Origin of the sequence: Tenacibaculum sp. SG-28, assembly GCF_002954385.1 — a bacterium.
In the GTDB taxonomy this organism is placed as follows: domain Bacteria; phylum Bacteroidota; class Bacteroidia; order Flavobacteriales; family Flavobacteriaceae; genus Polaribacter.
Window position 1 is genome coordinate 244,175 of the sequence record NZ_MQVY01000003.1, and the last position, 24,129, is coordinate 268,303.

Genomic DNA, 24,129 nt, shown 5'->3' on the forward strand with positions numbered 1-24,129 from the left:
AACAACTTACATTTGCCATATATATAAACGAACTTTTAATTTAAATTTTTAATAATGAAACAATTAAAATTAGCTGTGATAGCTTTGTTTACGTTCGCTTCAGTAGCAACGGTAAGCGCACAGGATTCAGACAACCGTTGGGCGGTTGGTTTTGGCGTTAACGCCGTTGATTTCAGAATTCCTACGGAATTTTCTGACTACGCAAAAGATTACATCGGTACTAGTGACTGGAACATTTTACCATCAGTTTCAAGAATAACTGTTGACAGATACCTAGACAGCGGTTTCTCTTTGCAATTAGCAGGATCGTTAAACAAAATTAAAACATTCCGCGCTAAGGATGACATGGATGAGCTTTATTGGGCTATCGATGCAAACGTTAAGTACGACTTAAACCATTTATTCGGACAAACAGGTTGGTTTGATCCATACGTGTACTTAGGTGGTGGTTATGCTAACTTAGGTGATTTAGGAGAAGGAACTTTAAATGCAGGTTTAGGATTCAACACTTGGTTTAACGATAATTTAGGATTAAACTTCCAAACAGGAGGAAAGAAAGAATTTGCAGATAAAGTACAAGATCACTTCCAACATTCAATAGGATTAGTTCTTAAATTTGGAGGAAAAGACACTGACGGAGACGGAATATACGATAAAGATGACGCATGTCCTGAAGTTGCTGGGTTAAAAGAATTAAACGGTTGTCCAGATGCAGATAACGACGGAATTAAAGATTCAGACGATGCATGTCCTAATACTGCAGGTTTAGCTGCTTTAAACGGATGTCCTGACGCTGACGGTGACGGTGTAGCTGATAAAGATGATGCATGTCCTACTGTTGCTGGTTTAGCTGCTTTAAACGGATGTCCTGATGCTGATAGTGATGGAGTTGCTGATAAAGATGATAAATGTCCAAACACTGCAGGTCCTGCTGCAAATTCTGGATGTCCTTGGCCAGATACTGACGGAGATGGTGTATTAGATAAAGACGACAAGTGTCCAAGCGTTGCAGGTGTTGCTTCAAACAATGGATGTCCTGAAATCGTTCTTGAAGAAGAAGACAAGCAAAAAATTATGGAATTCGCTAGATCTATCTACTTTAACTCTGGAAGATCTTCATTCAAAGATGGTGTAACAAGCAAGTTAGACTTAATCGCTAAGATCATGAATGAGAATCCAAAAGCTAAATTTAACGTAGAAGGTCACACAGATAGCACTGGTAGAGAATCTTCTAACTTAAAATTATCTGAAAAAAGAGCTGCTGCTGTTGTTAGTTACCTAGTAAACACAGGTAATGTTTCTGCAGACAGATTAACTTCTAAAGGTTTTGGTCAAGCATATCCAATAGCTTCTAACAAAACTAGAGAAGGAAGATCACAAAACAGACGTGTTGAGATTAAATTAGCAAAGTAATTTAACAAACACTTTAAAATAGAAAGCCTCACTTTACGTGAGGCTTTTTTTTGTACTAATAAACTTAAAAATACGGAGAAACATTTTTTAAATTCGACTTAAAAATTTACCTTTGCACCTTGAAAAATGAGGTTAAAACTCACTTAACAAATTAAATAACTTTAATTACACATAGTAATGTCTACAATAAAAGGTAAAGTTTCTCAAATTATTGGTCCAGTTATCGATGTTGAGTTTAATACAGAAAACGTTGAATTGCCAAAAATCTACGATTCCTTAGAAATTAAAAAAGCAGATGGATCGATTCTTGTTTTAGAGGTGCAACAACATATTGGTGAAAATACAGTTCGTACTATCTCTATGGATGCAACGGATGGTTTACAAAGAGGGCAAGAAGTACTTGCTACAGGTAACCCAATCCAAATGCCTATAGGTAACGATATATATGGACGTTTATTTAATGTAACTGGTGATGCAATTGACGGTTTAGGAGATTTGCCTAAAACTGGAAAAGCAGGTTTACCGATTCACCGTCAGGCACCAAAATTTGAAGACTTATCAACCTCAACAGAGGTATTGTATACTGGAATTAAAGTAATCGACTTAATTGAACCATATTCTAAAGGTGGTAAGATTGGATTATTTGGAGGAGCAGGAGTTGGGAAAACGGTATTAATTCAGGAATTAATTAACAACATCGCAAAAGGGCACGGTGGATTGTCTGTATTTGCTGGAGTTGGAGAAAGAACTCGTGAAGGAAATGACTTACTTAGAGAGATGTTAGAATCAGGAATTATCAAATATGGTGATGACTTTATGCATTCTATGGAAGAAGGCGGATGGGATTTATCAAAGGTAGATAAACCAGGAATGCGAGAGTCTAAAGCAACATTCGTTTTTGGACAAATGAACGAGCCACCAGGGGCACGTGCACGTGTTGCCTTATCTGGTCTTACAATAGCAGAATATTTCCGTGATGGTGCAGGAGAAGCACAAGGAAAAGACGTATTATTCTTCGTGGATAATATCTTCCGTTTTACACAAGCAGGTTCTGAGGTATCTGCCTTATTAGGACGTATGCCTTCAGCTGTTGGATACCAACCAACACTAGCAACCGAGATGGGTGCCATGCAGGAACGTATTACCTCTACCAAAAAAGGATCGATTACTTCGGTTCAAGCGGTATATGTACCAGCAGATGATTTAACAGATCCAGCACCAGCAACAACCTTCGCTCACTTAGATGCTACAACAGTATTATCGCGTAAAATTGCAGAACTTGGTATTTACCCTGCAGTTGACCCGTTAGATTCTACATCGAGAATTTTAACGCCAGATATTCTTGGAGATGAGCATTACGATTGTGCACAAAAAGTGAAAGAATTATTACAACGTTACAAAGAATTACAAGATATTATTGCTATTCTAGGTATGGAAGAATTATCTGAAGAAGATAAATTGGTAGTACATAGAGCGCGTCGTGTACAACGCTTCTTATCACAACCATTCCACGTGGCTGAGCAGTTTACAGGTATTCCAGGTGTATTAGTTGACATCAAGGATACTATCAAAGGATTCAACATGATTATGGATGGTGATTTAGATAAATATCCAGAAGCAGCATTCAACTTAAAAGGATCAATACAAGATGCTATTGATGCTGGTGAAAAGATGTTAGCGGAAGCGTAATCAATTTTAAGTTTTTATTATGGTTAGCTATACTTCGTAATAAAAACTAAAAATTAAAAATTAAAAATATGTTTTTAGAAATTGTAACACCAGAAGCTATTTTATTTTCATCTGAAGTTGATTCGGTAACGGTACCAGGTGTAGAAGGAGAATTTCAAATGTTAAATAACCATGCACCTATTGTATCTGTACTTGAGAAAGGTACTATTAAGGTTCATGTACATAGCCAAGATCATTTGTCTTTTGATGATTTACACGGTAAAATAGAGAAACTACCAGCAGATGATAAAGTTTTAACTTTAAAAGTAAATTCTGGAACAGTTGAAATGAAAGACAACAAAGTAATCATTCTCGCAGATTAATTACTTATTTACGAAACTAAAAAGCCAAACTATAAACGTTTGGCTTTTTATTTTTAAACATACTCACAATTTATTTATCTTTGTACCAATTATGATTATATCGTTTTTATTTATAGGAGGCCCAGAAATATTTGTTATTATATTACTCGTAGTAATGCTATTTGGCGCCGATAAAATACCGGAAATTGCGCGAGGTCTTGGTAAAGGTATGCGACAAATAAAAGACGCTACAAACGATATCAAAAGAGAAATAAACGATAGTGCAAAATCACAAGGTATCGAAACAGATATTGTTAAAGATATTAACGAAGAAATAAATCAGGTGAAAGATAATATTGATGATTTAACAGGACCTATAAAACGCAATCGTTAAAACACTTACTTCACTCTACTAATCGTTAACCCATCTCTGATTGGCAATAGAACAGTCTCTAAACGGCTGTCTTTTTGCAACAAATTATTGTATTCTAAGAGCACCTTTGTATCCGTATCTCTAGGATCTAAATCTGCAACAACTTTTCCACTCCACAATACATTATCTGAAATGATAACACCTCCACTATTAATTTTTGAAATGATGCTATGAAAGTAGTTCACGTAATTTCCTTTATCGGCATCAATAAACACCAAATCAAAAGAAGTTTGAAGCGTGGGGATAATATCTAAAGCATTACCAAAATGTTGTGTTATTTGATTCCTATACCCAGATTTCTCGAAGTATTTGTTTTGTAGGGTTTCTAGTTCTTCATTTTTATCTATAGTATGCAATGTTCCAGTTGCGGATAACCCTTCGGCAAGACATAATGCCGAATATCCTGTGTAGGTTCCAATTTCTAAGATGGATGTTGGCCGAATTAGTTTCGACAACATTGAAAGCACCCGACCTTGAAAAGCACCACTTAGCATTCTAGGATTTAGTACCTTTTGCCAAGTTTCTTTATTCAACTCCTGTAACAAAAGGGGTTCTTTTTGCGAGTGTTGTAGTACGTAATCGTCAATAGCTTCTGGTAAAAAATTCATGATAATAAAAATAGATAAGCTGTGCGTGAATATATCGGAAAATAAAAACTATAGAAATTTCTTCATTCTTTCTTTAAGTGCTTGTTTTTCTTCTTGCTCTAAAGAATATTTTCTACTCTTACAATCCAATGCGTTCCCTTTGTATAGTTTACTCAAAAAACTATTTTGCTTAGAATACAGTTTACAATACTTACATTGCATAATATGCAAATTCAGCTTCAACTTTTCAAAGAGTGTTGCTTCGTTATATTGTGCTTTGTCACAAATTGTTGTGGCTTCGTCACAAGTAATTTTAAATATTGAAAACATACATTAACTATTAAACCAATTCTTTTCCATACAATTTCGTAGTTGCGTTCTGGCACGGTGAACGATAACCCAAAGATTGGACGTTGTTATATTTAGTTCCTTACAAATTTCTTCAGTAGAAAACTCTTGTATTGTTTTCATTCTGAAAACCATAGCATATTTTTCAGGTAAACTATCGATACATTTTTCAAGTTGTGATTTTAGTTCCTCATTTTCTATAGAATGATCGGTATCATTACTCCAAGAATTAGGAACACGATCTTCCAACCAATTTCCATCTTCGTCTCCATTATCGAAGAAATTCATTCGTATTTCAGCTTGCCCCTTTTTAGAGTTAATTTTTCGATAATAATCGATAACTTTTCTCTTTAGAATAGAAACCAACCAAGTACGCTCCGTAGCAATTCCCTTAAAATTTTTAGCAGATTTTAAACCCGCAAAAAATGTCTCCTGAACCAAATCTTTCGCAATAGCTTCATTATTTACCCTTGCAACTGCATAGTTGTATAAATAATCTGCATATGCATCTACCCATGTATCAGGTTGTAATATATTGAGGTTATTGGAGGGGTTCATCACTTTTATGTTAATTACAGAAAACATCTTTTATTTAGAGGGTACTTCCAATAATAAAAGAAAAAACTAAAATTTAAAACCAAATAATAGAAATTATTTCCTCGGCAAAAAAATTAGAGTGTAAAATTACTAAAATTAAACTTTACAAATAGGGAGAAAAATGAATAAAGTTTATACGAATAAATTGAGTATTTTTACAAAAAAAACGTGTAACATGTCAACTGCAAAAAAAGAATACAAAAGAGTTACTGTTAAATCATTGATAGAAATGAAGGCGACAAAAGAAAAAATTTCTATGCTTACCGCCTACGATTATACGATGGCAAAAATAGTAGATGGTGCAGGAATAGATGTAATTCTTGTTGGAGATTCTGCATCAAATGTTATGGCAGGTCACGAAACAACCTTACCAATTACGTTAGACCAAATGATATACCATGCTAGCTCCGTAATTCGTGCAATATACAGAGCACTGGTGGTGGTTGACCTTCCTTTTGGAACCTATCAAGGAAATTCAAAGAATGCGTTGGAATCTGCAATACGGATTATGAAAGAATCTGGAGGACATGCTGTAAAACTAGAAGGTGGGAGTGAAATATCGGAATCTATATCGCGAATTTTAACCGCTGGAATTCCAGTGATGGGGCATTTAGGCTTAACGCCACAATCTATTTATAAATTCGGAACTTACACGGTGAGAGCTAAGGAAGAGGAAGAAGCAAAAAAATTAAAAGAAGATGCCCTACTTCTAGAGAAACTTGGATGTTTTGCACTTGTTCTTGAAAAAGTACCAGCTGGTTTAGCAGCAGAAGTTGCCGCCAGTTTAACCATACCTGTTATTGGAATTGGCGCAGGTGCAGGCGTGGATGGTCAGGTTTTAGTTACACACGATATGATAGGAATGACTCATGAATTCAGTCCAAGATTTTTAAGACGATATCTTGATTTATACAGTGAAATGACTAACGCATTTCAGCAATACATATCCGATGTTAAAAGCAAGAATTTTCCTAGTGAGAAAGAGCAATATTAATCACCCGCTTTACCCATGAAAATACTTCATTTAGATAGTAATCATAGTCTTTTGATAGATCAGCTGTCAAACTTAGGGTTTGATAACGATATAAATTATAAAGCACCAAAATCTGAAATCGAAAAACAAATTCAGTACTATGATGGTATCATAATAAGGAGTAGATTTACCATTGATAAAGACTTCCTAGCAAAAGCTACAAATTTAAAATTTATAGGAAGAGTTGGCGCCGGTCTCGAAAATATAGACTGCAACTACGCTAAGCAAAAAGGCATTACACTAATATCTGCTCCTGAAGGAAATAGGAATGCTGTTGGCGAACATAGTTTAGGAATGTTGCTTTCCTTATTCAACAAATTGAATAAAGCAGATAACGAAGTGCGAAATGGCAAATGGTTACGAGAGGAAAATAGAGGAATTGAATTGGATGGAAAAACCGTGGGTATAATTGGTTATGGTAACATGGGAAAAGCTTTCGCGAAAAAACTGCGTGGCTTTGATGTACAAACTATCTGTTACGATATCAAACAAAATGTAGGTGATGAAAATTGCAAGCAAGTATCTTTAGATACATTTCAAGAGTCCGCAGATATTGTTAGTCTACACACACCACAAACTCCAGAAACCATAGGCATGGTAAATACCGAATTTATCAACAAGTTTCACAAAAAAATATGGTTGTTAAATACCGCTAGAGGCACCTCTGTAATTACCAAAGATTTGGTACAAGCTCTACAAAACGGAAGAATTCTTGGCGCTGGATTAGACGTACTTGAATACGAAAAAAAATCATTTGAAAATCTATTTGGTGAAGGTACTATTCCCAAAGCTTTTGCATACCTTATCAAGGCAGAGAATGTTTTACTATCTCCTCACATAGCAGGATGGACAGTAGAAAGCAAGCAAAGACTAGCGCAGACAATCGTAGACAAAATTAAATATCATTTTTGTTAAACCTTCCAACTTTTCAAGTTAAGTATTACCTTGAAAAATAAGACGAAGTACTCTAATGATTTTCACTTGGTTTATTAAAGTGATTTATATGGGCTAATTTTGATAAATAATTCATAAATTTAGAGTGAATTTAAATAAAAGGTATGGAAATTATTGATCAAGATGGAAACCCTATTCAGAAAGAAAAAAGCAAAAGAATAATCGCAGGGATTTCTGGAATTTTACTGGGGTATTTAGGCGTACATAAGTTTGTTCTTAATTACAACACAGAAGGCATCATTTTATTAAGCATGACAGTAATCTCCATGGCACTAACCTGTGTCATAATAGGGGCGTTCACGATATACATTCCGATTCTTATTGGTTTTGTAGAAGGTATAGTTTACCTGACTAAATCCGATGAAGAATTTATCGATACCTACCAAACCAATCGCAAGAGTTGGTTTTAAATAAGGAAAATTAAATTAAAATAAATATGGCTGAAGAAAATATGAAAAACGACAGTGCAAAAACTAACGATGAAACCGTTAAGAATTCTGCACAGGGAAATGAGGAACAATTGGAAAACAATACTTCCCAGATGGATGAGATTGTAGAGGAAGTAAAAAACACCTATGATACAACTTCTGAAAAAGCATCCGAAATAGCTGGAGAAGCTGGCGAAAAAATTGCAGATTTCGTAGAGGATACCAAAGAAAAAATCGAAGAACTATTAGATTCGGAGGAATCTAAAAAAATACAAGATTCTGTCTCAGAATTAGCCTCAAGTGTTAAAGAAAAAGTAAATGAGGTATTAGATAGTGAGGAGGCAAAACAAGTAAAGGAGAAATTTAGTGAACTATCTGAAAGCGCGAAACAGAAAATTACAGAAGCACTCGAAAGTGAGGAAGCTCAAAAAATAAAATCGAAACTTAAAGACTACGCGGAAAGTGCAAAAGACACTATAGGGGATGTATCCGAAAAAGCATCTGAGGTAGGAAAAGATGTTTCGAATAGTGCGAGTAAGCTAACTAAAGAAATGCAAGAAGAAAGCAAAGAAACTGTCGCAAAAACCAAAAATTTCTTCCAACGATTGTTTGGAAAAAAGTAAACTAAAATGGAGCTAATACAGCTCCATTTTTAGTTTTTACTACTGCTCGGTAAGAGCATAAATTAGGATACCTTTTCCAAGGCTTGTGTTAAATCGGCAAGTAAATCCTCTATATCTTCTACTCCAACACTCAAACGAATTAACGAATCTGTAATTCCTATTTTTAATCGTTCTGGTTCCGGTATAGATGCATGGGTCATGGTATTAGGATGATTCACCAAACTTTCCACACCACCAAGCGATTCTGCAAGAGTAAATACCTTTGTATTTTCCAGAAAAGTAAATGCTGCTCGCTGGCTTTCGTCTTTTAAGCGGAAAGAAACCATACCTCCGAAATGATCCATTTGTTTTTTTGCTACCTCATGATTCTCATGATTTGCCAATCCAGGGTAATACACTTCTCCTACTTTGGGGTGACCTACTAAAAAGTTTGCTACAGCATTTCCATTTTCACTGTGACGTTGCATTCTTAAATGAAGTGTTTTCACTCCCCTTAATGCTAAAAAAGAATCCATTGGACCTGCAATAGCACCTCCTGCAAACTGAATAAAATGTAAATTTTCGCCTAATTTTTTATCTTTTACCATTAAGGCCCCCATTACCAAATCAGAGTGTCCTCCTAAATACTTGGTAGCAGAATGCATTACAATATCGGCGCCTAAATCTAGAGGACGTTGGATATATGGTGTAGAAAAAGTATTGTCTACCGCCACTAAAATATCCGTGTTATATGCTTTAACCGTTTTGGTTATAGCTGCAATATCTGCAATCTTCATTAAAGGGTTGGTTGGTGTTTCCATCCAAATAAGCCTTGTCTTTTCAGTGAGTGCTTCGGTTACCGTATCTGTATTGGTCATGTCTACAAACGTAAATTGCAATCCGTATTTTTGAAACAAACGTGTAAACATTCGATACGTTCCTCCGTACAAATCATCTCCAGCGATAATTTCATCACCAGGGTTTAGCAATCGCAAAACGCAATCAATAGCAGAGAGCCCTGAAGAAAAAGCAAAACCATGCGTTCCGTTTTCTATTGCAGCAAATGCATTTTCTAAAGCTGTTCTTGTTGGGTTTTGTGCACGTGAATATTCATATCCTTTGTGCTTTCCCGGACTAGATTGTGCATAAGTAGAGGTTTGAAATATTGGAGGCATTACAGAACCTGTTGCGGCTTCATGAGACTGACCTCCATGTATTGTTTTTGTATTAAATTTCATTCTAAAAGCTTTTATCTTTTACAAAATTACGAAAGATTATACTAACTTTTTCAAAGCCATTATAACTCCTAAATGAATCCCCTCGTGGAGATTATTGAATGCTACTGCTTTTTCAAAAGAACTCAAAACATATCCTGTACTCGTTGGATATTCTGTGTAGTTTTGAAATAATCCCGCAGCATAATCTTCTTTTAAAGTACCTGGTAACCCTATTAGAAGTTCTTTAACTTCTAAAAATTCCTCCTCAGTAAAAGATTTTTCGGGTTTCGTTCCTTTGCGATAATTTTCTATTAAATCCTCTGGAATAAGGCATGGTAACCCACTTAGTTTATAGTGAAGTAACTGTTGTGTCACCACTAAATGAGCAACATTCCAAGCTATATTATTAGTAAAGCCTTCTGGTATTGTGTGAATTTGTTCCAATGTCAAATCGTTTATAAGCTCTAGGATTAACTGTCTAGATTTTTGCAATACCTCTAGTTGTATATTCATATTTCTCTTTAATTTAGCTCAAATATATTATTAAAGATTTAGATACAATGAAGAAAGTATATTTTTTACAAACTTGTGATACGTGTAGAAAAATTTTAAAAGAAATCGATACCGAAAATTTCGAAAAAATAGAAATCAAAACAAATCCTATCACTGTAAACCAATTGGAGGAAATGTATTCCCTAGCTGGTAGCTATGAAGCTCTATTCAACAAGAGAGCCAAACTTTACCGCGAACTAGATCTGAAAAATAAAGAATTAACAGAATTAGACTACAAAAAGTATATTTTACAAGAATACACGTTCTTAAAACGCCCTGTATTTATGGTTGATAATGCGATTTTTATTGGAAATAGTAAAAAGACTATAGACGATATAAAAGAAAAAACCCTTAGGCAGTAGCCTGAGGGTTTTCTGTTGGCCCACTAGGACTCGAACCTAGAATAACGGCACCAAAAACCGGTGTGTTACCATTACACCATGGGCCAAAATGCGTAATTATGCAAATATAAAACTTTATAATTTCGCATACAAAAACATTTAAAATAAAAAAAATCCTTACATATAGTAAGGATTTTGTTGGCCTACAAGGACTCGAACCTTGAATATCGGTACCAAAAACCGGTGTGTTACCATTACACCATAGGCCAATTGCTTTTTGCGAGTGCAAATATAGAGGATAAAATTATTTTGACAAATGTTTTTTGTGTTTTTTTTCTTTTAACATAACTTTATTCCGTAAAACAATTCAAAAATTTATTTTTGTTAGGTTAAAAAACGCTAGTAATTAGTAAATTCGCAACAACTTATAAAAATTTCATGAATAACATTAACTATAAAAAATGGAATACTATTTTAGGATGGTTTTCTTTTGTCGTAGCTTTAATTACGTATACGCTAACCCTAGAACCTACAGTAAGTTCTTGGGATTGTGGTGAATATATATCTACAGCGGTAAATTTAGAAGTAGGTCATCCTCCCGGAGCACCCTTATTTCAAATGCTGGGAGCGTTTTTTGCGATGTTTAGCAATGATCCAAGTAATTTAGCTTACATGGTAAATTTCATGTCTGGCCTTGCTAGTGCTTTTACTATTTTATTTTTATTCTGGACCATTACCAACTTAGCAAAGAAAATGTTGGTTACCGATCAAAAACTCAGTGACAACCAAACCATCACAATCTTGGGAAGTGGTCTTGTTGGCGCCTTAGCATATACATTTTCAGACAGTTTTTGGTTTAGTGCTGTGGAGGGCGAAGTTTACGCCATGTCTTCATTTCTAATGGCTATCCTTTTTTGGCTAGGACTTAAATGGGAGGCAGAACTTTCTTCACCGAGAGGAAATAAATGGTTGGTCATCATTAGTTTTGTAGTTGGGCTATCGTTTGGAGTACATATTTTATCCCTCCTGGTGATTCCATCTATCGTAATGGTATATTTCTTTAAAACGTATAAGAATATCACCCTAAAGACTACCGCTATCGCTACACTAGTTTCTATTTTAGTGTTAACTTTTGTATTTAAGTTTTTATTCCCTTTTACCTTAAAGTTTTTTAGTGTCTCTGAACTATTTTTCATCAATCAAATTGGATTACCCTACAACTCAGGAACCATTATAGCCGGTATTATTTTAATTGGACTTTTTTATTTTGGATTGCGCTACACTCGCACAAAAAACCTAGTTACTGCCAATACACTGGTACTTTCTGTTTTGTTCATCATGATAGGATTTTCCTCTTGGTTAATGTTGCCTATTCGAGCCAATGCCGATACTATTATAAATGAAAATAATCCATCTAGTGCCCGCGAACTATTAGCGTATTACAACCGAGAGCAGTACGGCGATGCAAATGTCTTTTACGATAAGTATTATTCGTTTATATACAACAGAGAACAAGATACCGAAACGCCCTACAAAGACGATAAGCCAAAATACGAGAAAAAGGACGGTAAATACGTCATCGTGAACCGCTACAAAAATGTTCTCCCAAACTACGCTAGTAAACACAAAGGATTTATTCCGAGAATGGTAGATCCAGGATCGCAAGAAAATTATAAAAAAATCGCAGGAATACCTGCACGAAGCCAACGAAGACCTACCTTTTTTGAGAATATTAAATTTATGCTAGACTATCAATTTGGGTATATGTACGGTCGCTATTTCATGTGGAATTTTGTGGGTCGTCAAAACGATATTCAAGGACATTTAGACATTGAAAACGGTAATTGGTTAAGCGGTATTACTTTTATTGATGAAATGCGTTTGGGTCCACAGAAAAATTTACCAGACCACGTAAAGCACAATAAAGGCCGAAACACCTACTTCTTTTTTCCGTTACTTTTAGGGATTTTAGGGTTAGTTTTCCAATGGAATAGAGACAAGAAAAACCTCTACACGTTATTTTTATTCTTTGCCTTTACAGGTTTCGCAATTATATTTTATACCAACCCAAAACCATTTGAACCAAGAGAACGAGATTATGCCGTTGTTGGCTCTTTTTACGTTTTTGCTATTTGGATAGGTTTTGGTGTGCTTTCACTTTACGAATACTTTAAGAAATACACTAGTAAAAAAGCAGTTGCTATTGCGGTGTCAGCAGTATCACTTGTTACGGTTCCTTTACTAATGGGATTCCAAAATTGGGATGATCATGATCGAGGAGATAGATATTTAGCGCAATTAAACGCACAAACCTATCTAGAAAGTTGCGACCCAAATGCCATAATTTTTACCATTGGAGATAACGACACATTCCCCTTGTGGTATATGCAACAAGTAGAGGGTGTACGACGAGACATCAAGATTGTAAATACCAGTTTATTTCAAACCGATTGGTATATTGATCAAATGAAAAAGAAAACCTATGAAGCAGACCCAATACCCTCTAAATTAACACATGACCAATACAAGTACGGTACGCTAGACGTAGCATATTACTACCCAATTCCACCATTAAAAGACTCCATTCTTGATATAAAGGATTTTATGCGATGGATTGCAAGTGACAACGATGCTACCTATTTAGATACAGGTGATGGTGCTAAGGAAAAATTTTATCCATCCAATAAAATTCGAATTCCAGTAAACAAAAAGAATGCAATTGCATCAGGAATTGTAGCTCCCAAAGATGCAGATAAAATGGTAGACTATATCGATATTACCATAGACGGACAAGGAATTGCCAAAAATCGTATTCTGATGTTAGATATCCTTAATAATTTTGACTGGAAACGCCCCATATACTTTACAGGTGGTGCCAATGCCGACGAGGAATACATATGGCTAAAAGATTACTTACAATTGGATGGCATGTCTTATAAACTCGTTCCTATTAAAACCTCTAACAAAGGAAAGTCTATTTTTGATATGGGAAGAATAGATCCTGAAAAAATGTATGCAAACATTAAAAAATTAGATTGGAAAACTATCAATAACGGAAAAATATATCTAGATGCGCAAAGCAAACAAAATGCAATTTCATTGCGTAACAATCTTATGCGTTTATCGGAAAAGTTTTTAGAACAAAACGATTCTGTTACCGCCAAAGATGTTCTAGATTTATCGCTATACAAAATGCCAATAGAAGATTTCGGACACTTTAGTTTATCGTTGGAATATCCAGAAATGTACTATAAAATAGGCGACGTAAATAAAGCAAGAGAAACGACTAAAACGCTAGTTAAAATAATACAACAAAACTTGGCATATTACAGCCAATTTAATGCCGTTGATATAAGTTTAATAGAGGATAATATCGACACGAACTTATATATGTACGAAAATATTATTCGTCAAATTCTTCAATACGATACAGAGGTAGCCTACGGTCAAGAGGCTTATCGAGACTTCATGAAGTACATGCAAATTTCAGGATATGAAATTCCTGAAGAGGAAATTATTTCAGACGAAGAAATGGATTCCATCAAACCGTAATAAGCATGCGCTTATACCCTATTAAAACTCCATATATAGTAAAGAAATTATACCCAAACTACATATGGAGTTTTACTACCAACACAAAAGAAATTTACCTAACTTTTGATGACGGCCCCATTCCGGAAGTCACTGAATTTGTTTTGACCGAATTAAAGAAGTACGATGCAAAAGCCACCTTTTTTTGTATTGGAGAAAACATTCAAAAACACCCAGATATTTTGCAAAATCGTAAGTGAAAAGCATCATATAGGGAACCATACTTTTAACCACCTGCATGCACAAAAAGTAAGTAAAGCCACCTATATTGCCAATGTCTACAAGGCAGAAAAAACAATACATGACCATTGTAAACAAGTAACAAATACGGAGAAACTATTTAGACCTCCCTATGGAATTATCAAAACATCCTACGCCAAGGAGCTACGAGAAAAAGGATATACAATTGTGATGTGGGATGTGATATCGGGCGACTTCGACCCTAGAGTTTCTCCAGAAAAATGTCTTCGAAACGTACAACAAAATACAAGAAAAGGAAGTGTGGTAGTTTTTCATGATAGCATTAAAGCTAAACAAAACTTATACCATACGCTACCTAAAGTTCTAGAAGCATACAAACGAGAAGGATATAGTTTTGAAGGACTAGGCGCTAGAAATACTGCTGCACTAAACCAATAAGTGTATTGGCATCTTGTTCTCCAGTTTGGCGCCATTTCATTTCTCCATTCTTGTAAATCATGAAAGTAGGATTTCCCTTTACACGAAGGGCATCGGCTAGAATTTCATTTTTTCTAATATCGATCTTGATTACTTTAGCCCGGTCTCCAAGAGCGGCAGCAACGTCCCTAAGAGTATCTAAACTTGGTTCAGATTCACTCCAATCGGCATAAAAATCAATTAGCACTGGTTTATCGACACCTATAATTTCACCAAATTTTGTCATAAAAATTGATTTTAGATAAATCTCTCAAAAATACTAATTTTTTGTTAGCTAGGCATTATCTAATCTTTAAAATACTACTAATCAGGCTTTTTTTAATTCAATAACGGTAATTTCAGGCCATATACCCACTCTTCCCGGAAAAGCGTGGTACCCGAAACCCCTATTTACATTGATGTACCTACCAAACTCTTGATATAATCCCGCCCATTGCTTGTATACATATTGTGACGGACTCCATCGAAAGAACCCAGGTATCTCAATGCCAAATTGCAATCCATGGGTATGGCCACTCAATGTTAACTGATAGTTAAAATCGTCGGTTTTTACTTTGTATTCCCAATGACTTGGATCATGGGAAAGTAAAATTTTAAAATCATCCTTTTGAACTCCTAAAGCGGCTTTTTCTAAATCTCCAGCCTGATTGAAACCTTTTCCCCAATTTTCAACGCCTACAAGTGCAATTTTTTGTCCGTCTTTTTCTATGTATCGGTGTTCATTTAGTAATAGATCAAAACCAATTTTAGGATGAATTCCTTTGATCGCATTAAAATTCTTTACTTTCTCTGCTTCATTTTTCCAGTTGGAATAATCGCCATAATCGTGGTTTCCTAGAATCGAAAACTTACCCATTGGGGCCTTCAATTTCTCAAATACAGGAATCCAATCATCCATTTCACGGGCAAAGTTATTTACAATGTCTCCAGTAAATAAGATGACATCCGATTCTTGTTGGTTTATTAAATCTACTCCGTAAGCTATCTTTTCTCTGTTGTCAAAACTCCCCGAATGAATATCTGTTATTTGTGTAATAGTGAAGCCATCAAAGGCATCCGGAAGATCTTTAAAAGCTAATTGGTACTTAACAACTTTATAATTGTACTTTCCTTTGATCACTCCGTATAAAATACTCATAAATGGCAAGGCAGCTATTCCTAAGGCTATTTTTGAGACAAATGCTCTTCTGCTATCGAGATCCTTAATTCCGGAGGAAGAGAAAAAAGTGATTCCTTTTTTCACAAACCGAAACAGGTCTTCTCCAAACATAAATAAAACGAGAATTAGCTTTGGTAAGAGTACTAAAAGTAAAATTCCGAAAGCCCATTGCGACCTTGGTGTTTGCCCGTTATTACGATCGTAGGTAGCAATTATGTAAAAGAAATACACATAAACAAAGAGACCACCTAAAATCCAACTGTAGCGAATTATTTTATTTTTAGTTAAAGTTTTTATACTTTGAAACGCATACACTTCAATAAAAAGTAATAGTGCTCCTGTTATAATTAGGGTTAGCCAACGGGACATATACATCAGTTTAAGCCTACAAAGATAACGGTAATTATAAAAATCATTTTTTAACATCTTGTTAAAGTTTCGTAGTTTTACCCTTTAGGAGTATCACAACCTGTACTATTAGAAAACCTCTAAGAAGATGCTAGGATACAAGCTACTCTCGAACATCTTTACATACGATTATGGCAAACAGAAAACGACTTTTTTTACTCGATGCATACGCTCTAATTTTTAGAGGATATTATGCTTTTATAAAAAATCCAAGAATTAACTCTAAGGGTGTAGATACCTCAGCGATTCTTGGTTTTACCAATTCGTTGCTCGATGTAATTAAAAGAGAAAAACCAGACTATTTAGCTGTTTGTTTTGACAAAGGTGGCAGCACAGGACGACTAGAAGCTTTTCCGGAATACAAGGCCAACAGACAGGAAACTCCTGAGGCTATTAAAGTTGCTGTCCCTTACATAGAAAAAATACTTGAGGCCATGCATATTCCAGCTATCATAAAAGAAGGATTTGAAGCCGACGACATTATTGGAACACTCGCAAAAAAAGCAGAAAAACAAGGTCTAGACACTTATATGGTTACTCCGGATAAGGATTTCGCCCAATTAGTATCTGAACATATATTCATGTATCGCCCACCAAGAATGGGCAATGGTTATGAAAAATGGGGTATTGAAGAAGTTAAAGCTAAATTTTCAGTGGAACGACCTGAACAAGTAATTGATTATTTGGGAATGATGGGAGATGCAGTAGATAATATCCCCGGGTTACCAGGCGTAGGAGATAAAACCGCGAAGAAATTTATAGCTGCCTACGGAAGTATGGAAGGGCTTTTTGCAAATACCCATGAGCTAAAGGGTAAAATGAAAGAAAAAGTAGAAGCAAATCAAGAACTAGGATTGTTATCAAAGCAATTGGCTACAATTATGCTAGACGTGCCAGTAAACTTAGATAAAGATAAACTTGTATTTGAAAAACCAGACCTCGACAAAACTATTGCAATATTCCAAGATCTTGAATTTCGACGTCTTGCAGATAGCATCCAAAGATCGTATGCAAATACCCAGGAAAAAGCTAGTAATTCCGGCGCTTTGGGAACTGTCAAAGTAGCACAGCAGTTTGATTTATTTTCAGCTCCTGGTTCGGGAAATATCTCTGAGGAGCAAACGATAAATGGTTTCAAAACGATTGAAAATACAGACCATTTATACCAAATAGTGCAATCACCCGTAAGTAGAAAACTGCTTTTAGAAAAACTTTTACAACAAACCTCTGTTTGTTTTGATACAGAAACCACAGGACTGAAATCTTTAGAAGTAGCGATCATCGGCATTTCTTTTTCTTGGGAAGCTGGAAAAGGATACTACCTAAGTTTACCAGAAGAACAAAATGAAACCAGAGAAATACTGCAAGAATTTCGGCCGTTTTTCACCGAAGAACGTATTGAAAAAATTGGTCACAATATAAAATACGATATCAAAGTCTTGTCTAACTACGACATCCCTGTTACAGGAAAACTATTTGATACCATGATTGCGCATTATCTAATAAATCCTGACATGCGCCATAATATGGATGTACTCTCTGAAACCTACTTAAATTATCAGCCAGTTCCTATAACAACGCTAATCGGTAAAAAAGGAAAAAACCAGCTTTCTATGAGAGATATATCCCTCTCCAAACAAACCGAATATGCTGTAGAGGATGCGGATATCACATTACAATTAAAAAAACATTTTACTAAAGAATTAGCAAACGGTAACCTGTCCAATTTATTTTCTGAGGTAGAAACGCCTTTAGTTTCTGTCTTAACCGATATGGAAATTGAAGGAATCAATGTTAATACTTCCTTTTTAAAGGAACTTTCCAAAGAATTGACAAATGATATTGAAACTTTAGAACAAAAAATATATTCCCTTGCCGGAGAAGAATTCAATATTGCTTCTCCCAAACAGTTAGGCCCAATTTTATTTGAAAAGTTACGTTTGGTTGAGAAACCAAAAAAGACAAAAACTGGGCAATATTCCACAGCGGAGGATGTATTATCTTCGCTTAAAGATCATGAAATAGTTGCTAACATACTTAGCTATCGCCAATTTAAAAAACTTCAAAACACCTATGTGGATGCGCTTCCAAACGAGATAAACCCTAAAACAGGAAGGATTCACACGGTATATGCACAAGCAGTAGCAGCAACAGGTAGATTAAGCTCTACAAATCCTAATTTGCAAAATATCCCGATACGAACTAAACGAGGGCAAGAAGTTCGAAAAGCTTTTATTCCACGTAATGAAAATTATGTGTTGCTCGCTGCAGATTACAGTCAAATTGAGCTGCGAATTATTGCCGCTCTTAGTGCGGAAAAAACAATGATAAAAGCATTCCAGGAAGGAGAGGACATTCATGCCTCTACTGCTTCTAAAGTCTTTAAGGTTCCGATTGAAGAAGTGACCCGAGAACAGCGAAGTAATGCTAAAACTGTAAACTTTGGTATCATCTATGGCGTTTCTGCTTTTGGGCTTAGTAACCAAACCTCCTTGAGTAGAAAGGAGGCAAAAGTGCTTATTGATGCTTATTACGAAACGTATCCAAACCTTAAAAACTACATGGCTAAACAGGTTGATTTTGCAAGAGAAAATGGATATGTAGAAACCATTTTAAAAAGAAGACGATATTTAAAAGACATAAATTCTAGAAATGCAATAGTACGAGGAGCAGCAGAGAGAAATGCCGTGAATGCCCCAATTCAAGGAAGTGCTGCTGATATCATTAAACTAGCAATGATCAACATACACAAAAGGTTTAAAAAAGAAAAATTTGCCTCCAAAATGTTACTACAAGTTCATGACGAACTAGTTTTTGACGCACATAAAGAAGAATTGGAAATAATACAACCAATCATTAAAGAAGAAATGGAAAATGCTTTCCAGCTTTCAGTTCCTTTAGATGTAGAAATTGGAATCGGACAAAACTGGTTAGAGGCCCATTAATATTTTAAATATCTCTTTTAAAAATAAAAGCACGCATTTTTCTAAATGCGTGCTTCCTTGTTCAAAAGGTTTTTTTAATGACTGATTGCGTGTCCGGCTGCTTTGCCAAACTCTGCTAAAATCAATGATAAATTTCTAAAAACCCTTTGAACCCCCTTAAGTAGTTTTTGCTTCATTGATAACAATTTAAAATTTCCCCAATTCAAATTTAAGGATAATTAACTGAAAACCAATGACTTTTGCTCTATTTATCGGTTAAAATACAGAAAGAATGCATAATTTCATGAAATCTTTACGATATACGTAAAAAACTCACTACTAAGAAGTTACTTATAACAAGGGTAATTCTTACAATACCTTCGTAAAATCATCGAAAGCTACATAATAGGGCTTATCTTTAAATACAGGCAATTCAATACTCTCCGCATTGGCGATACCGATACCAGCGAACCACACTTTTGCATTCTGTTTTTTGGCATGGGTTACAAAGGTTTCCATCCATATTTTGTCATAATCGTGGGGCGTTTGAATGTTGTTCGTAACTTTTACCAATACAAATATGGTTGGCTCTCCTTTTTTAAAAAGAACAAATTGAGGATGCTTTTTAAGGGCACTATTCACTGCTACAAATTCATATCCCATTTTTTGCAACTTTTTACCAACGATATTCATTCCTAAATTGTGTAATTCTTGCTCTGTTAATGCCTGCATCATTTGCGTTTCTTGTTGCGTTTATTATAATTTTTATCCCCTCTCGTTTTAGGCTTTTTATACTTCTTGGAAATTTCTCTTCGGTACGAACCTCCGAGGTTTACTTTCTTATTTTTTTCCTTTTTTTCGTGAAATGCAGGACCGGGAACATACTCTAAAGAAGTTCTATTTTTAGATTGTTCTCTTCCTTCATCTGGTCGTTCTTCTTCCGTTAATTCTTTCGATATTTCTATATGGTCAGGAATCTCAACTACAGGAATGGTATAATCCATCAACGCCTCAATTTGCTGTTTTTGACCTTGCTCTTTTTCCGTAGTTAATAAAATAGATTTTCCCATTTGCTTTGCGCGACCAGTTCTACCAATTCGATGCATATAATTTTCTGGATACTGCGTCGGGTTAAAACTAATCACGTGCGAAATTTCTTGTAAATCCAACCCTCTTGCAATTACGTCCGTAGCAATTAAAATTCGATGATTCCCCTTGTTAAATTCTTCAATCGAGCGCAAGCGATAATTTTGAGTTTTATTCGAGTGAATTACGCAAACTTGATTTGGAAACTCCTCTTTAATACTATTAAAAATTCTATCTGCATTTCGCTTATTTGGTGCAAAAACCAATACTTTTTTAAATACCGTAGCATTGGAGAAGAAGTTTTTTAATAGGTTAATTTTTGTATAAAAATTTGGAATGTCATACGAAACCTGTTCAATGTTATCTAAGGGTGTTCCGCTTACGGCAATGGCTATTTTTTTGGGCGCAATAAAGTAGGTATCGATTAATGCATCAACGTCGCCTGTCATGGTTGCAGAAAACATTATATTTTGACGGCGTTGCGGAAGCAGATCAAAAATATTGAGGATTTGAAATCGAAAGCCTAAATCTAACATTACATCCACCTCATCAATAACGAGTTTTTGAATGGATTTTAGTTTTAAAACATTACTCAAGGCCAAATCATACAAACGACCAGGCGTAGCAACAATAATATCCGAACCCTGAAGCACCAATTCTTTGTGTCTATTAAGATTTACTCCTCCATACACCCCGATTGTGCGAAGTGTCATATACTTTGCTAATTTTTCGATTTCCTCTACCACCTGAATTACTAATTCTCTTGTAGGTACTAGAATTAATACTCTAGGATGTTGTTGTTTCGAAAACTTTAAATCTCTTAAAATAGGTAAAATATATGCAAATGTTTTACCGGTTCCGGTTTGTGCAATTCCAACCATATCGCTTCCAGATCGGAGAATTGGAAAGGCTTGCTCTTGAATAGGAGTTGGTGTTTCAAAACCGAGGTCTTCGATTGCATTCCGAAGTGGATTAGACAAATCTATATCTGAAAAAGAAACCATTTTGAATTTTTTGACAAAGGTACGGTTTCTGTAGTTATAAAATTACACCCAAGACTTAAACAAGGTATTGTAAAAAATGCGTTTACAAGATTGACATTTAAATTTTGACGAAATCAATAAAAACTTTTCTATTGGAGTGCGTTTTACTCTTCGAAATACTTTAGCATTGCAGCTGGGACAGTTACTCATGATATTTAACGTTAGCTAGTGTTATAAAATGACACATTAAGTGATACGATGTCATCTATGATTTATTTATAATTGGGGGAGTGAATGAACAAGGATAAGATGTAAATACAAGAAATTACATGCTTATCCTTTTGAATCATTTACTTGGTCTATGAACGTTAGTTTTCCTTACAGAGAAACTATTTTTTATCGAAGTATTATAAAAAAGTACTAAAGTAGTACCTGTTTTATCCTGTGCATAGCCTCCCTTAGTTGAGATTCAGAGGTTGCATAAGACAATCGAATACAATCAGGAGCACCAAAAGCCTCGCCAGTTACGGTAGCTACATTTGCCTCTTCTAGTAAAAGCATTGAAAAATCATTAGCATTTGCAATAATTCTTCCAGCTATTGTCTTTCCAAAAAAGTTAGAAACATCGGGAAATATATAGAAAGCTCCTGCAGGAACATTTAGTCTAATTCCCTCTATTTCTCCCAATAAATCTAAAACAATATCCCTACGTCTATGAAATTCCTCTACCATGTATTGAACTTTTTGAGGAGCCGCTAAAACCGCTGTTATAGCAGCACGTTGTGCAATACAATTTGTTCCCGAGGTAATCTGACCTTGCATTTTTGTACACGCTTTTGCGATCCATTCAGGAGCGCCTATAAATCCTATCCTCCAACCGGTCATTGCAAAAGCTTTGGCCAAACCATTAACAGTGATCGTTCGCTCGTACATATTTTCAATCGCTGCAAAACTAAAAAGCTTACTGCCGTAATTAATATGCTCGTAGATTTCATCAGAAAGCACATAAATTTGAGGGTGTTTCTCTAAAACTTTTGCCAAAGCTCTGTACTCTTCTTCCGTATAAATGGTACCGCTTGGGTTGTTAGGAGAGTTAAAGAAAATCATTTTTGTTTTTGGCGTAATTGCGGCCTCTAATTGTTCTGGAGTGATCTTAAAGTCATTTTCTATAGAGGACGGAATTTCGACAAATTTTGCCTCACACAAAGTAGCAATTGCAGAGTAACTAACCCAATACGGCGCTGGTAAAATAACTTCATCACCAGGATTCAATAGAACTTGGGCTACATTTGCTATCGACTGTTTCGCTCCTGTAGACACCACAACCTGACTAGGTTTGTAAGTAAGATTATTGTCTCGTTTGAATTTGGTGCATATTGCCTCTTTTAACTCAGCATATCCGTCTACGGGTGTATAGGAATTATAATCTTCATTAATAGCGTTAACAGCAGCCTCTTTAATGAAATCTGGTGTATTAAAATCGGGCTCTCCCAAACTAAGGCTAATAATATCTTTTCCCTCAGATTTTAATTCTCTGGCTTTTGCAGCCATTGCTAATGTTTGAGAAACAGGTAAACTGTTAATTCTTTTGGATAATGCGTCTGACATTTTTTTAAAATAATTTGTGTTGTTTATTTTTACGCTAGTTGTGGGTTTTTACCAAGCTCGGCAAGGTGTTTAAAGTGTTCTATAATTGCCATTCTAGTTGTTTTGTATTCGTTGTAAGGCAAATTAAACTCTAATGCGGTTTCTTTCACTATTTTTGCTAATTTCTTGTAGTGTACATGCGAGATATGAGGAAAAATGTGATGTTCCACTTGATGGTTCAGTCCGCCGGTATAAAAATTAATAAACCAATTTTTAGGAGCGAAATTTGCTGTGGTATACAACTGGTGAATTGCCCAGGTATTTTTCATATTTCCTTTATCGTCAGGCAAAGGCATATCTGTTTTTGGAACCACGTGCGCTAATTGAAAAACAACACTTAATATAATCCCTGCAGTGTAGTGCATTACAAAAAATCCTAGTAATACTTTCCACCAAGAAATATGTAGCACTACAATAGGTAAAACAATCCAGAAAGAATAGTAAAACAACTTCGATACTACCAATTTGGTCCATTCTGCTTTTGGGTTTGGAAATTTACCGTAAGATAATTTTCGTTTTAAATACCTATGCATTTGCTTAAAATCTGTGGTAATCGCCCAATTAATAGTTAATAATCCATACAGAAAAAAAGAATAATACTTCTGAAATTTATGAATCCACATCCAGTTGGCGTGCTTGGAAAAACGGATTATTCGACCAGCATCAATGTCTTCGTCATGATCTTTGATGTTCGTATAGGTGTGATGCAATACGTTGTGTTGTACCTTCCAGTTGTACACATTTCCAGCCAATATGTATATACTACTTCCCATGAGCTTATTTACCCATTTGTTGCTAGAAAAAGACTCGTGGTTGGCATCGTGCATAACATTCATTCCAACTCCTGCCATTCCTACACCCATAACAACGGCAAGTAAAAGTTTAATCCATTGGGAAATATCTAAGGTTAGAATCAAAATAAATGGAACGATAAATAACGCAAACATAACAATTGCCTTGGAGTAGAGTTTCCAATTACCTGTTCGCTTTAGATTGTTCTCTTTAAAATAAGTATTAACTCTTTTATTTAAAGTTCTAAAAAATTTTTTATTATCGATTCTCGAGAAGTTAACGGTTTTCATACGAAATGTATTTAGATTACAAAAGTAATTGTTTTA

The 24,129-nt window shown here is 35.2% G+C and carries 23 protein-coding genes and 2 tRNA genes; 13 read left to right on the top strand and 12 right to left on the bottom strand.

The annotated features are described in order from the left end of the window. Positions 1 to 54 precede the first annotated feature (54 nt). From BSU00_RS09265 to BSU00_RS09280, 4 genes are all read left to right on the top strand, one after another. Entirely contained in the window at positions 55 to 1,413 is a 1,359-nt protein-coding gene (locus BSU00_RS09265; RefSeq protein ID WP_105004119.1) for an OmpA family protein, read from the top strand. A gap of 177 nt (positions 1,414 to 1,590) precedes the next feature. Further along, complete coding sequence (gene atpD / locus BSU00_RS09270) at positions 1,591 to 3,102, top strand: F0F1 ATP synthase subunit beta (protein WP_105004120.1); 1,512 nt, start codon at positions 1,591 to 1,593, stop codon at positions 3,100 to 3,102. A 68-nt stretch (positions 3,103 to 3,170) separates the two neighbouring features. Further along, entirely contained in the window at positions 3,171 to 3,464 is a 294-nt protein-coding gene (locus tag BSU00_RS09275) for a F0F1 ATP synthase subunit epsilon (RefSeq protein WP_105004121.1), read from the top strand. A gap of 91 nt (positions 3,465 to 3,555) precedes the next feature. After that, on the top strand, positions 3,556 to 3,837 hold the full coding sequence (locus tag BSU00_RS09280; protein ID WP_199176781.1) for a twin-arginine translocase TatA/TatE family subunit: 282 nt from the start codon (positions 3,556 to 3,558) through the stop codon (positions 3,835 to 3,837). Positions 3,838 to 3,842: 5 nt separating this feature from the next. Here the strand turns inward: BSU00_RS09280 and BSU00_RS09285 are convergent, their stop codons facing one another. After that, positions 3,843 to 4,484, bottom strand: coding sequence for an O-methyltransferase (locus tag BSU00_RS09285; protein WP_105004122.1), 642 nt, complete (start codon positions 4,482 to 4,484; stop codon positions 3,843 to 3,845). A gap of 312 nt (positions 4,485 to 4,796) precedes the next feature. Then, entirely contained in the window at positions 4,797 to 5,396 is a 600-nt protein-coding gene (locus tag BSU00_RS09295; RefSeq protein ID WP_233188683.1) for a sigma-70 family RNA polymerase sigma factor, read from the bottom strand. 187 nt (positions 5,397 to 5,583) lie between these two features. On the opposite strand from BSU00_RS09295, the gene panB reads away from it, so the two are divergent. From panB to BSU00_RS09315, 4 genes are all read left to right on the top strand, one after another. Beyond that, entirely contained in the window at positions 5,584 to 6,402 is an 819-nt protein-coding gene (gene panB, locus BSU00_RS09300; protein ID WP_105004124.1) for a 3-methyl-2-oxobutanoate hydroxymethyltransferase, read from the top strand. A 15-nt stretch (positions 6,403 to 6,417) separates the two neighbouring features. After that, positions 6,418 to 7,356: a 2-hydroxyacid dehydrogenase gene (locus BSU00_RS09305; RefSeq protein WP_105004125.1), complete on the top strand. Its 939-nt coding sequence runs from the start codon at positions 6,418 to 6,420 to the stop codon at positions 7,354 to 7,356. A gap of 143 nt (positions 7,357 to 7,499) precedes the next feature. Beyond that, entirely contained in the window at positions 7,500 to 7,805 is a 306-nt protein-coding gene (locus BSU00_RS09310; protein WP_105004126.1) for a TM2 domain-containing protein, read from the top strand. Positions 7,806 to 7,831: 26 nt separating this feature from the next. Beyond that, the gene (locus BSU00_RS09315) at positions 7,832 to 8,446 is read left to right on the top strand and encodes a hypothetical protein (RefSeq protein WP_105004127.1); all 615 of its coding nucleotides are present in this window, start codon (positions 7,832 to 7,834) and stop codon (positions 8,444 to 8,446) included. A gap of 62 nt (positions 8,447 to 8,508) precedes the next feature. Here the strand turns inward: BSU00_RS09315 and BSU00_RS09320 are convergent, their stop codons facing one another. Further along, positions 8,509 to 9,663, bottom strand: coding sequence for a cystathionine gamma-synthase (locus BSU00_RS09320; RefSeq protein ID WP_105004128.1), 1,155 nt, complete (start codon positions 9,661 to 9,663; stop codon positions 8,509 to 8,511). A 36-nt stretch (positions 9,664 to 9,699) separates the two neighbouring features. After that, positions 9,700 to 10,155, bottom strand: coding sequence for a DinB family protein (locus BSU00_RS09325; RefSeq protein ID WP_105004129.1), 456 nt, complete (start codon positions 10,153 to 10,155; stop codon positions 9,700 to 9,702). A gap of 47 nt (positions 10,156 to 10,202) precedes the next feature. Here BSU00_RS09325 and BSU00_RS09330 point away from each other — a divergent pair, with 47 nt between their 5' ends. After that, on the top strand, positions 10,203 to 10,556 hold the full coding sequence (locus BSU00_RS09330) for an arsenate reductase family protein (protein WP_105004130.1): 354 nt from the start codon (positions 10,203 to 10,205) through the stop codon (positions 10,554 to 10,556). 15 nt (positions 10,557 to 10,571) lie between these two features. Here the strand turns inward: BSU00_RS09330 and BSU00_RS09335 are convergent. Continuing rightward, positions 10,572 to 10,642 (bottom strand) — tRNA-Gln (locus BSU00_RS09335). 91 nt (positions 10,643 to 10,733) lie between these two features. Then, positions 10,734 to 10,804, bottom strand: a tRNA-Gln gene (locus BSU00_RS09340). Between the two features lie 169 nt (positions 10,805 to 10,973). Between BSU00_RS09340 and BSU00_RS09345 the strand changes: the two genes are divergently transcribed. The 3 genes from BSU00_RS09345 to BSU00_RS09350 are packed head-to-tail and all read left to right on the top strand — an operon-like array spanning position 10,974 to position 14,765. Continuing rightward, a complete protein-coding gene (locus BSU00_RS09345; protein ID WP_105004131.1) occupies positions 10,974 to 14,087 on the top strand; it encodes a DUF2723 domain-containing protein in 3,114 nt (1,037 codons plus the stop codon). A 5-nt stretch (positions 14,088 to 14,092) separates the two neighbouring features. Beyond that, positions 14,093 to 14,326: a polysaccharide deacetylase family protein gene (locus BSU00_RS14065; RefSeq protein WP_369820313.1), complete on the top strand. Its 234-nt coding sequence runs from the start codon at positions 14,093 to 14,095 to the stop codon at positions 14,324 to 14,326. Beyond that, entirely contained in the window at positions 14,277 to 14,765 is a 489-nt protein-coding gene (locus tag BSU00_RS09350) for a polysaccharide deacetylase family protein (protein WP_369820314.1), read from the top strand. The genes BSU00_RS14065 and BSU00_RS09350 overlap by 50 nt, the downstream gene beginning before the upstream one ends. On the opposite strand, the gene BSU00_RS09355 is transcribed toward BSU00_RS09350, so the two are convergent. Together BSU00_RS09355 and BSU00_RS09360 are read right to left on the bottom strand one after the other, a co-directional pair. Further along, positions 14,737 to 15,030 (bottom strand): co-chaperone YbbN, encoded by a 294-nt coding sequence (locus tag BSU00_RS09355; RefSeq protein WP_105004132.1) that lies wholly within the window; start codon positions 15,028 to 15,030, stop codon positions 14,737 to 14,739. The genes BSU00_RS09350 and BSU00_RS09355 overlap by 29 nt on opposite strands. A gap of 81 nt (positions 15,031 to 15,111) precedes the next feature. Then, positions 15,112 to 16,332: a metallophosphoesterase gene (locus BSU00_RS09360; protein WP_105004133.1), complete on the bottom strand. Its 1,221-nt coding sequence runs from the start codon at positions 16,330 to 16,332 to the stop codon at positions 15,112 to 15,114. Positions 16,333 to 16,502: 170 nt separating this feature from the next. Between BSU00_RS09360 and polA the strand changes: the two genes are divergently transcribed. After that, positions 16,503 to 19,316, top strand: a complete 2,814-nt coding sequence (gene polA, locus BSU00_RS09365; protein WP_105004134.1) for a DNA polymerase I — start codon at positions 16,503 to 16,505, stop codon at positions 19,314 to 19,316. Positions 19,317 to 19,664: 348 nt separating this feature from the next. On the opposite strand, the gene BSU00_RS09370 is transcribed toward polA, so the two are convergent. The 4 genes from BSU00_RS09370 to BSU00_RS09385 form a co-directional block, all read right to left on the bottom strand. Further along, entirely contained in the window at positions 19,665 to 20,030 is a 366-nt protein-coding gene (locus BSU00_RS09370) for a Na(+)-translocating NADH-quinone reductase subunit F (RefSeq protein ID WP_233188684.1), read from the bottom strand. After that, positions 20,027 to 21,385: a DEAD/DEAH box helicase gene (locus BSU00_RS09375; protein WP_105004135.1), complete on the bottom strand. Its 1,359-nt coding sequence runs from the start codon at positions 21,383 to 21,385 to the stop codon at positions 20,027 to 20,029. The genes BSU00_RS09370 and BSU00_RS09375 overlap by 4 nt, the downstream gene beginning before the upstream one ends. 399 nt (positions 21,386 to 21,784) lie before the next feature. Continuing rightward, positions 21,785 to 22,972, bottom strand: a complete 1,188-nt coding sequence (locus tag BSU00_RS09380) for a pyridoxal phosphate-dependent aminotransferase (RefSeq protein WP_199176782.1) — start codon at positions 22,970 to 22,972, stop codon at positions 21,785 to 21,787. Positions 22,973 to 23,001: 29 nt separating this feature from the next. Next, entirely contained in the window at positions 23,002 to 24,093 is a 1,092-nt protein-coding gene (locus BSU00_RS09385) for an acyl-CoA desaturase (protein ID WP_105004136.1), read from the bottom strand. Positions 24,094 to 24,129 lie beyond the last annotated feature (36 nt).

What these genes read in the sequence shown, in the direction of transcription:
- BSU00_RS09345 (WP_105004131.1), top strand. Translation starts at nt 10,974, where the DNA reads ATGAATAACATTAACTATAAAAAATGGAATACTATTTTAGGATGGTTT.
- BSU00_RS09370 (WP_233188684.1), bottom strand. Translation starts at nt 20,030, where the DNA reads ATGATGCAGGCATTAACAGAGCAAGAATTACACAATTTAGGAATGAAT.
- BSU00_RS09385 (WP_105004136.1), bottom strand. Translation starts at nt 24,093, where the DNA reads ATGAAAACCGTTAACTTCTCGAGAATCGATAATAAAAAATTTTTTAGA.
- BSU00_RS09280 (WP_199176781.1), top strand. Translation starts at nt 3,556, where the DNA reads ATGATTATATCGTTTTTATTTATAGGAGGCCCAGAAATATTTGTTATT.
- BSU00_RS09325 (WP_105004129.1), bottom strand. Translation starts at nt 10,155, where the DNA reads ATGAATATACAACTAGAGGTATTGCAAAAATCTAGACAGTTAATCCTA.
- BSU00_RS09375 (WP_105004135.1), bottom strand. Translation starts at nt 21,385, where the DNA reads ATGGTTTCTTTTTCAGATATAGATTTGTCTAATCCACTTCGGAATGCA.
- polA (WP_105004134.1), top strand. Translation starts at nt 16,503, where the DNA reads ATGGCAAACAGAAAACGACTTTTTTTACTCGATGCATACGCTCTAATT.
- BSU00_RS09330 (WP_105004130.1), top strand. Translation starts at nt 10,203, where the DNA reads ATGAAGAAAGTATATTTTTTACAAACTTGTGATACGTGTAGAAAAATT.
- BSU00_RS09310 (WP_105004126.1), top strand. Translation starts at nt 7,500, where the DNA reads ATGGAAATTATTGATCAAGATGGAAACCCTATTCAGAAAGAAAAAAGC.
- BSU00_RS09295 (WP_233188683.1), bottom strand. Translation starts at nt 5,396, where the DNA reads ATGTTTTCTGTAATTAACATAAAAGTGATGAACCCCTCCAATAACCTC.
- BSU00_RS09355 (WP_105004132.1), bottom strand. Translation starts at nt 15,030, where the DNA reads ATGACAAAATTTGGTGAAATTATAGGTGTCGATAAACCAGTGCTAATT.
- BSU00_RS09265 (WP_105004119.1), top strand. Translation starts at nt 55, where the DNA reads ATGAAACAATTAAAATTAGCTGTGATAGCTTTGTTTACGTTCGCTTCA.
- BSU00_RS09315 (WP_105004127.1), top strand. Translation starts at nt 7,832, where the DNA reads ATGGCTGAAGAAAATATGAAAAACGACAGTGCAAAAACTAACGATGAA.
- BSU00_RS09305 (WP_105004125.1), top strand. Translation starts at nt 6,418, where the DNA reads ATGAAAATACTTCATTTAGATAGTAATCATAGTCTTTTGATAGATCAG.
- BSU00_RS09380 (WP_199176782.1), bottom strand. Translation starts at nt 22,972, where the DNA reads ATGTCAGACGCATTATCCAAAAGAATTAACAGTTTACCTGTTTCTCAA.
- BSU00_RS09285 (WP_105004122.1), bottom strand. Translation starts at nt 4,484, where the DNA reads ATGAATTTTTTACCAGAAGCTATTGACGATTACGTACTACAACACTCG.
- panB (WP_105004124.1), top strand. Translation starts at nt 5,584, where the DNA reads ATGTCAACTGCAAAAAAAGAATACAAAAGAGTTACTGTTAAATCATTG.
- BSU00_RS09320 (WP_105004128.1), bottom strand. Translation starts at nt 9,663, where the DNA reads ATGAAATTTAATACAAAAACAATACATGGAGGTCAGTCTCATGAAGCC.
- BSU00_RS14065 (WP_369820313.1), top strand. Translation starts at nt 14,093, where the DNA reads ATGCGCTTATACCCTATTAAAACTCCATATATAGTAAAGAAATTATAC.
- BSU00_RS09275 (WP_105004121.1), top strand. Translation starts at nt 3,171, where the DNA reads ATGTTTTTAGAAATTGTAACACCAGAAGCTATTTTATTTTCATCTGAA.
- atpD (WP_105004120.1), top strand. Translation starts at nt 1,591, where the DNA reads ATGTCTACAATAAAAGGTAAAGTTTCTCAAATTATTGGTCCAGTTATC.
- BSU00_RS09360 (WP_105004133.1), bottom strand. Translation starts at nt 16,332, where the DNA reads ATGTCCCGTTGGCTAACCCTAATTATAACAGGAGCACTATTACTTTTT.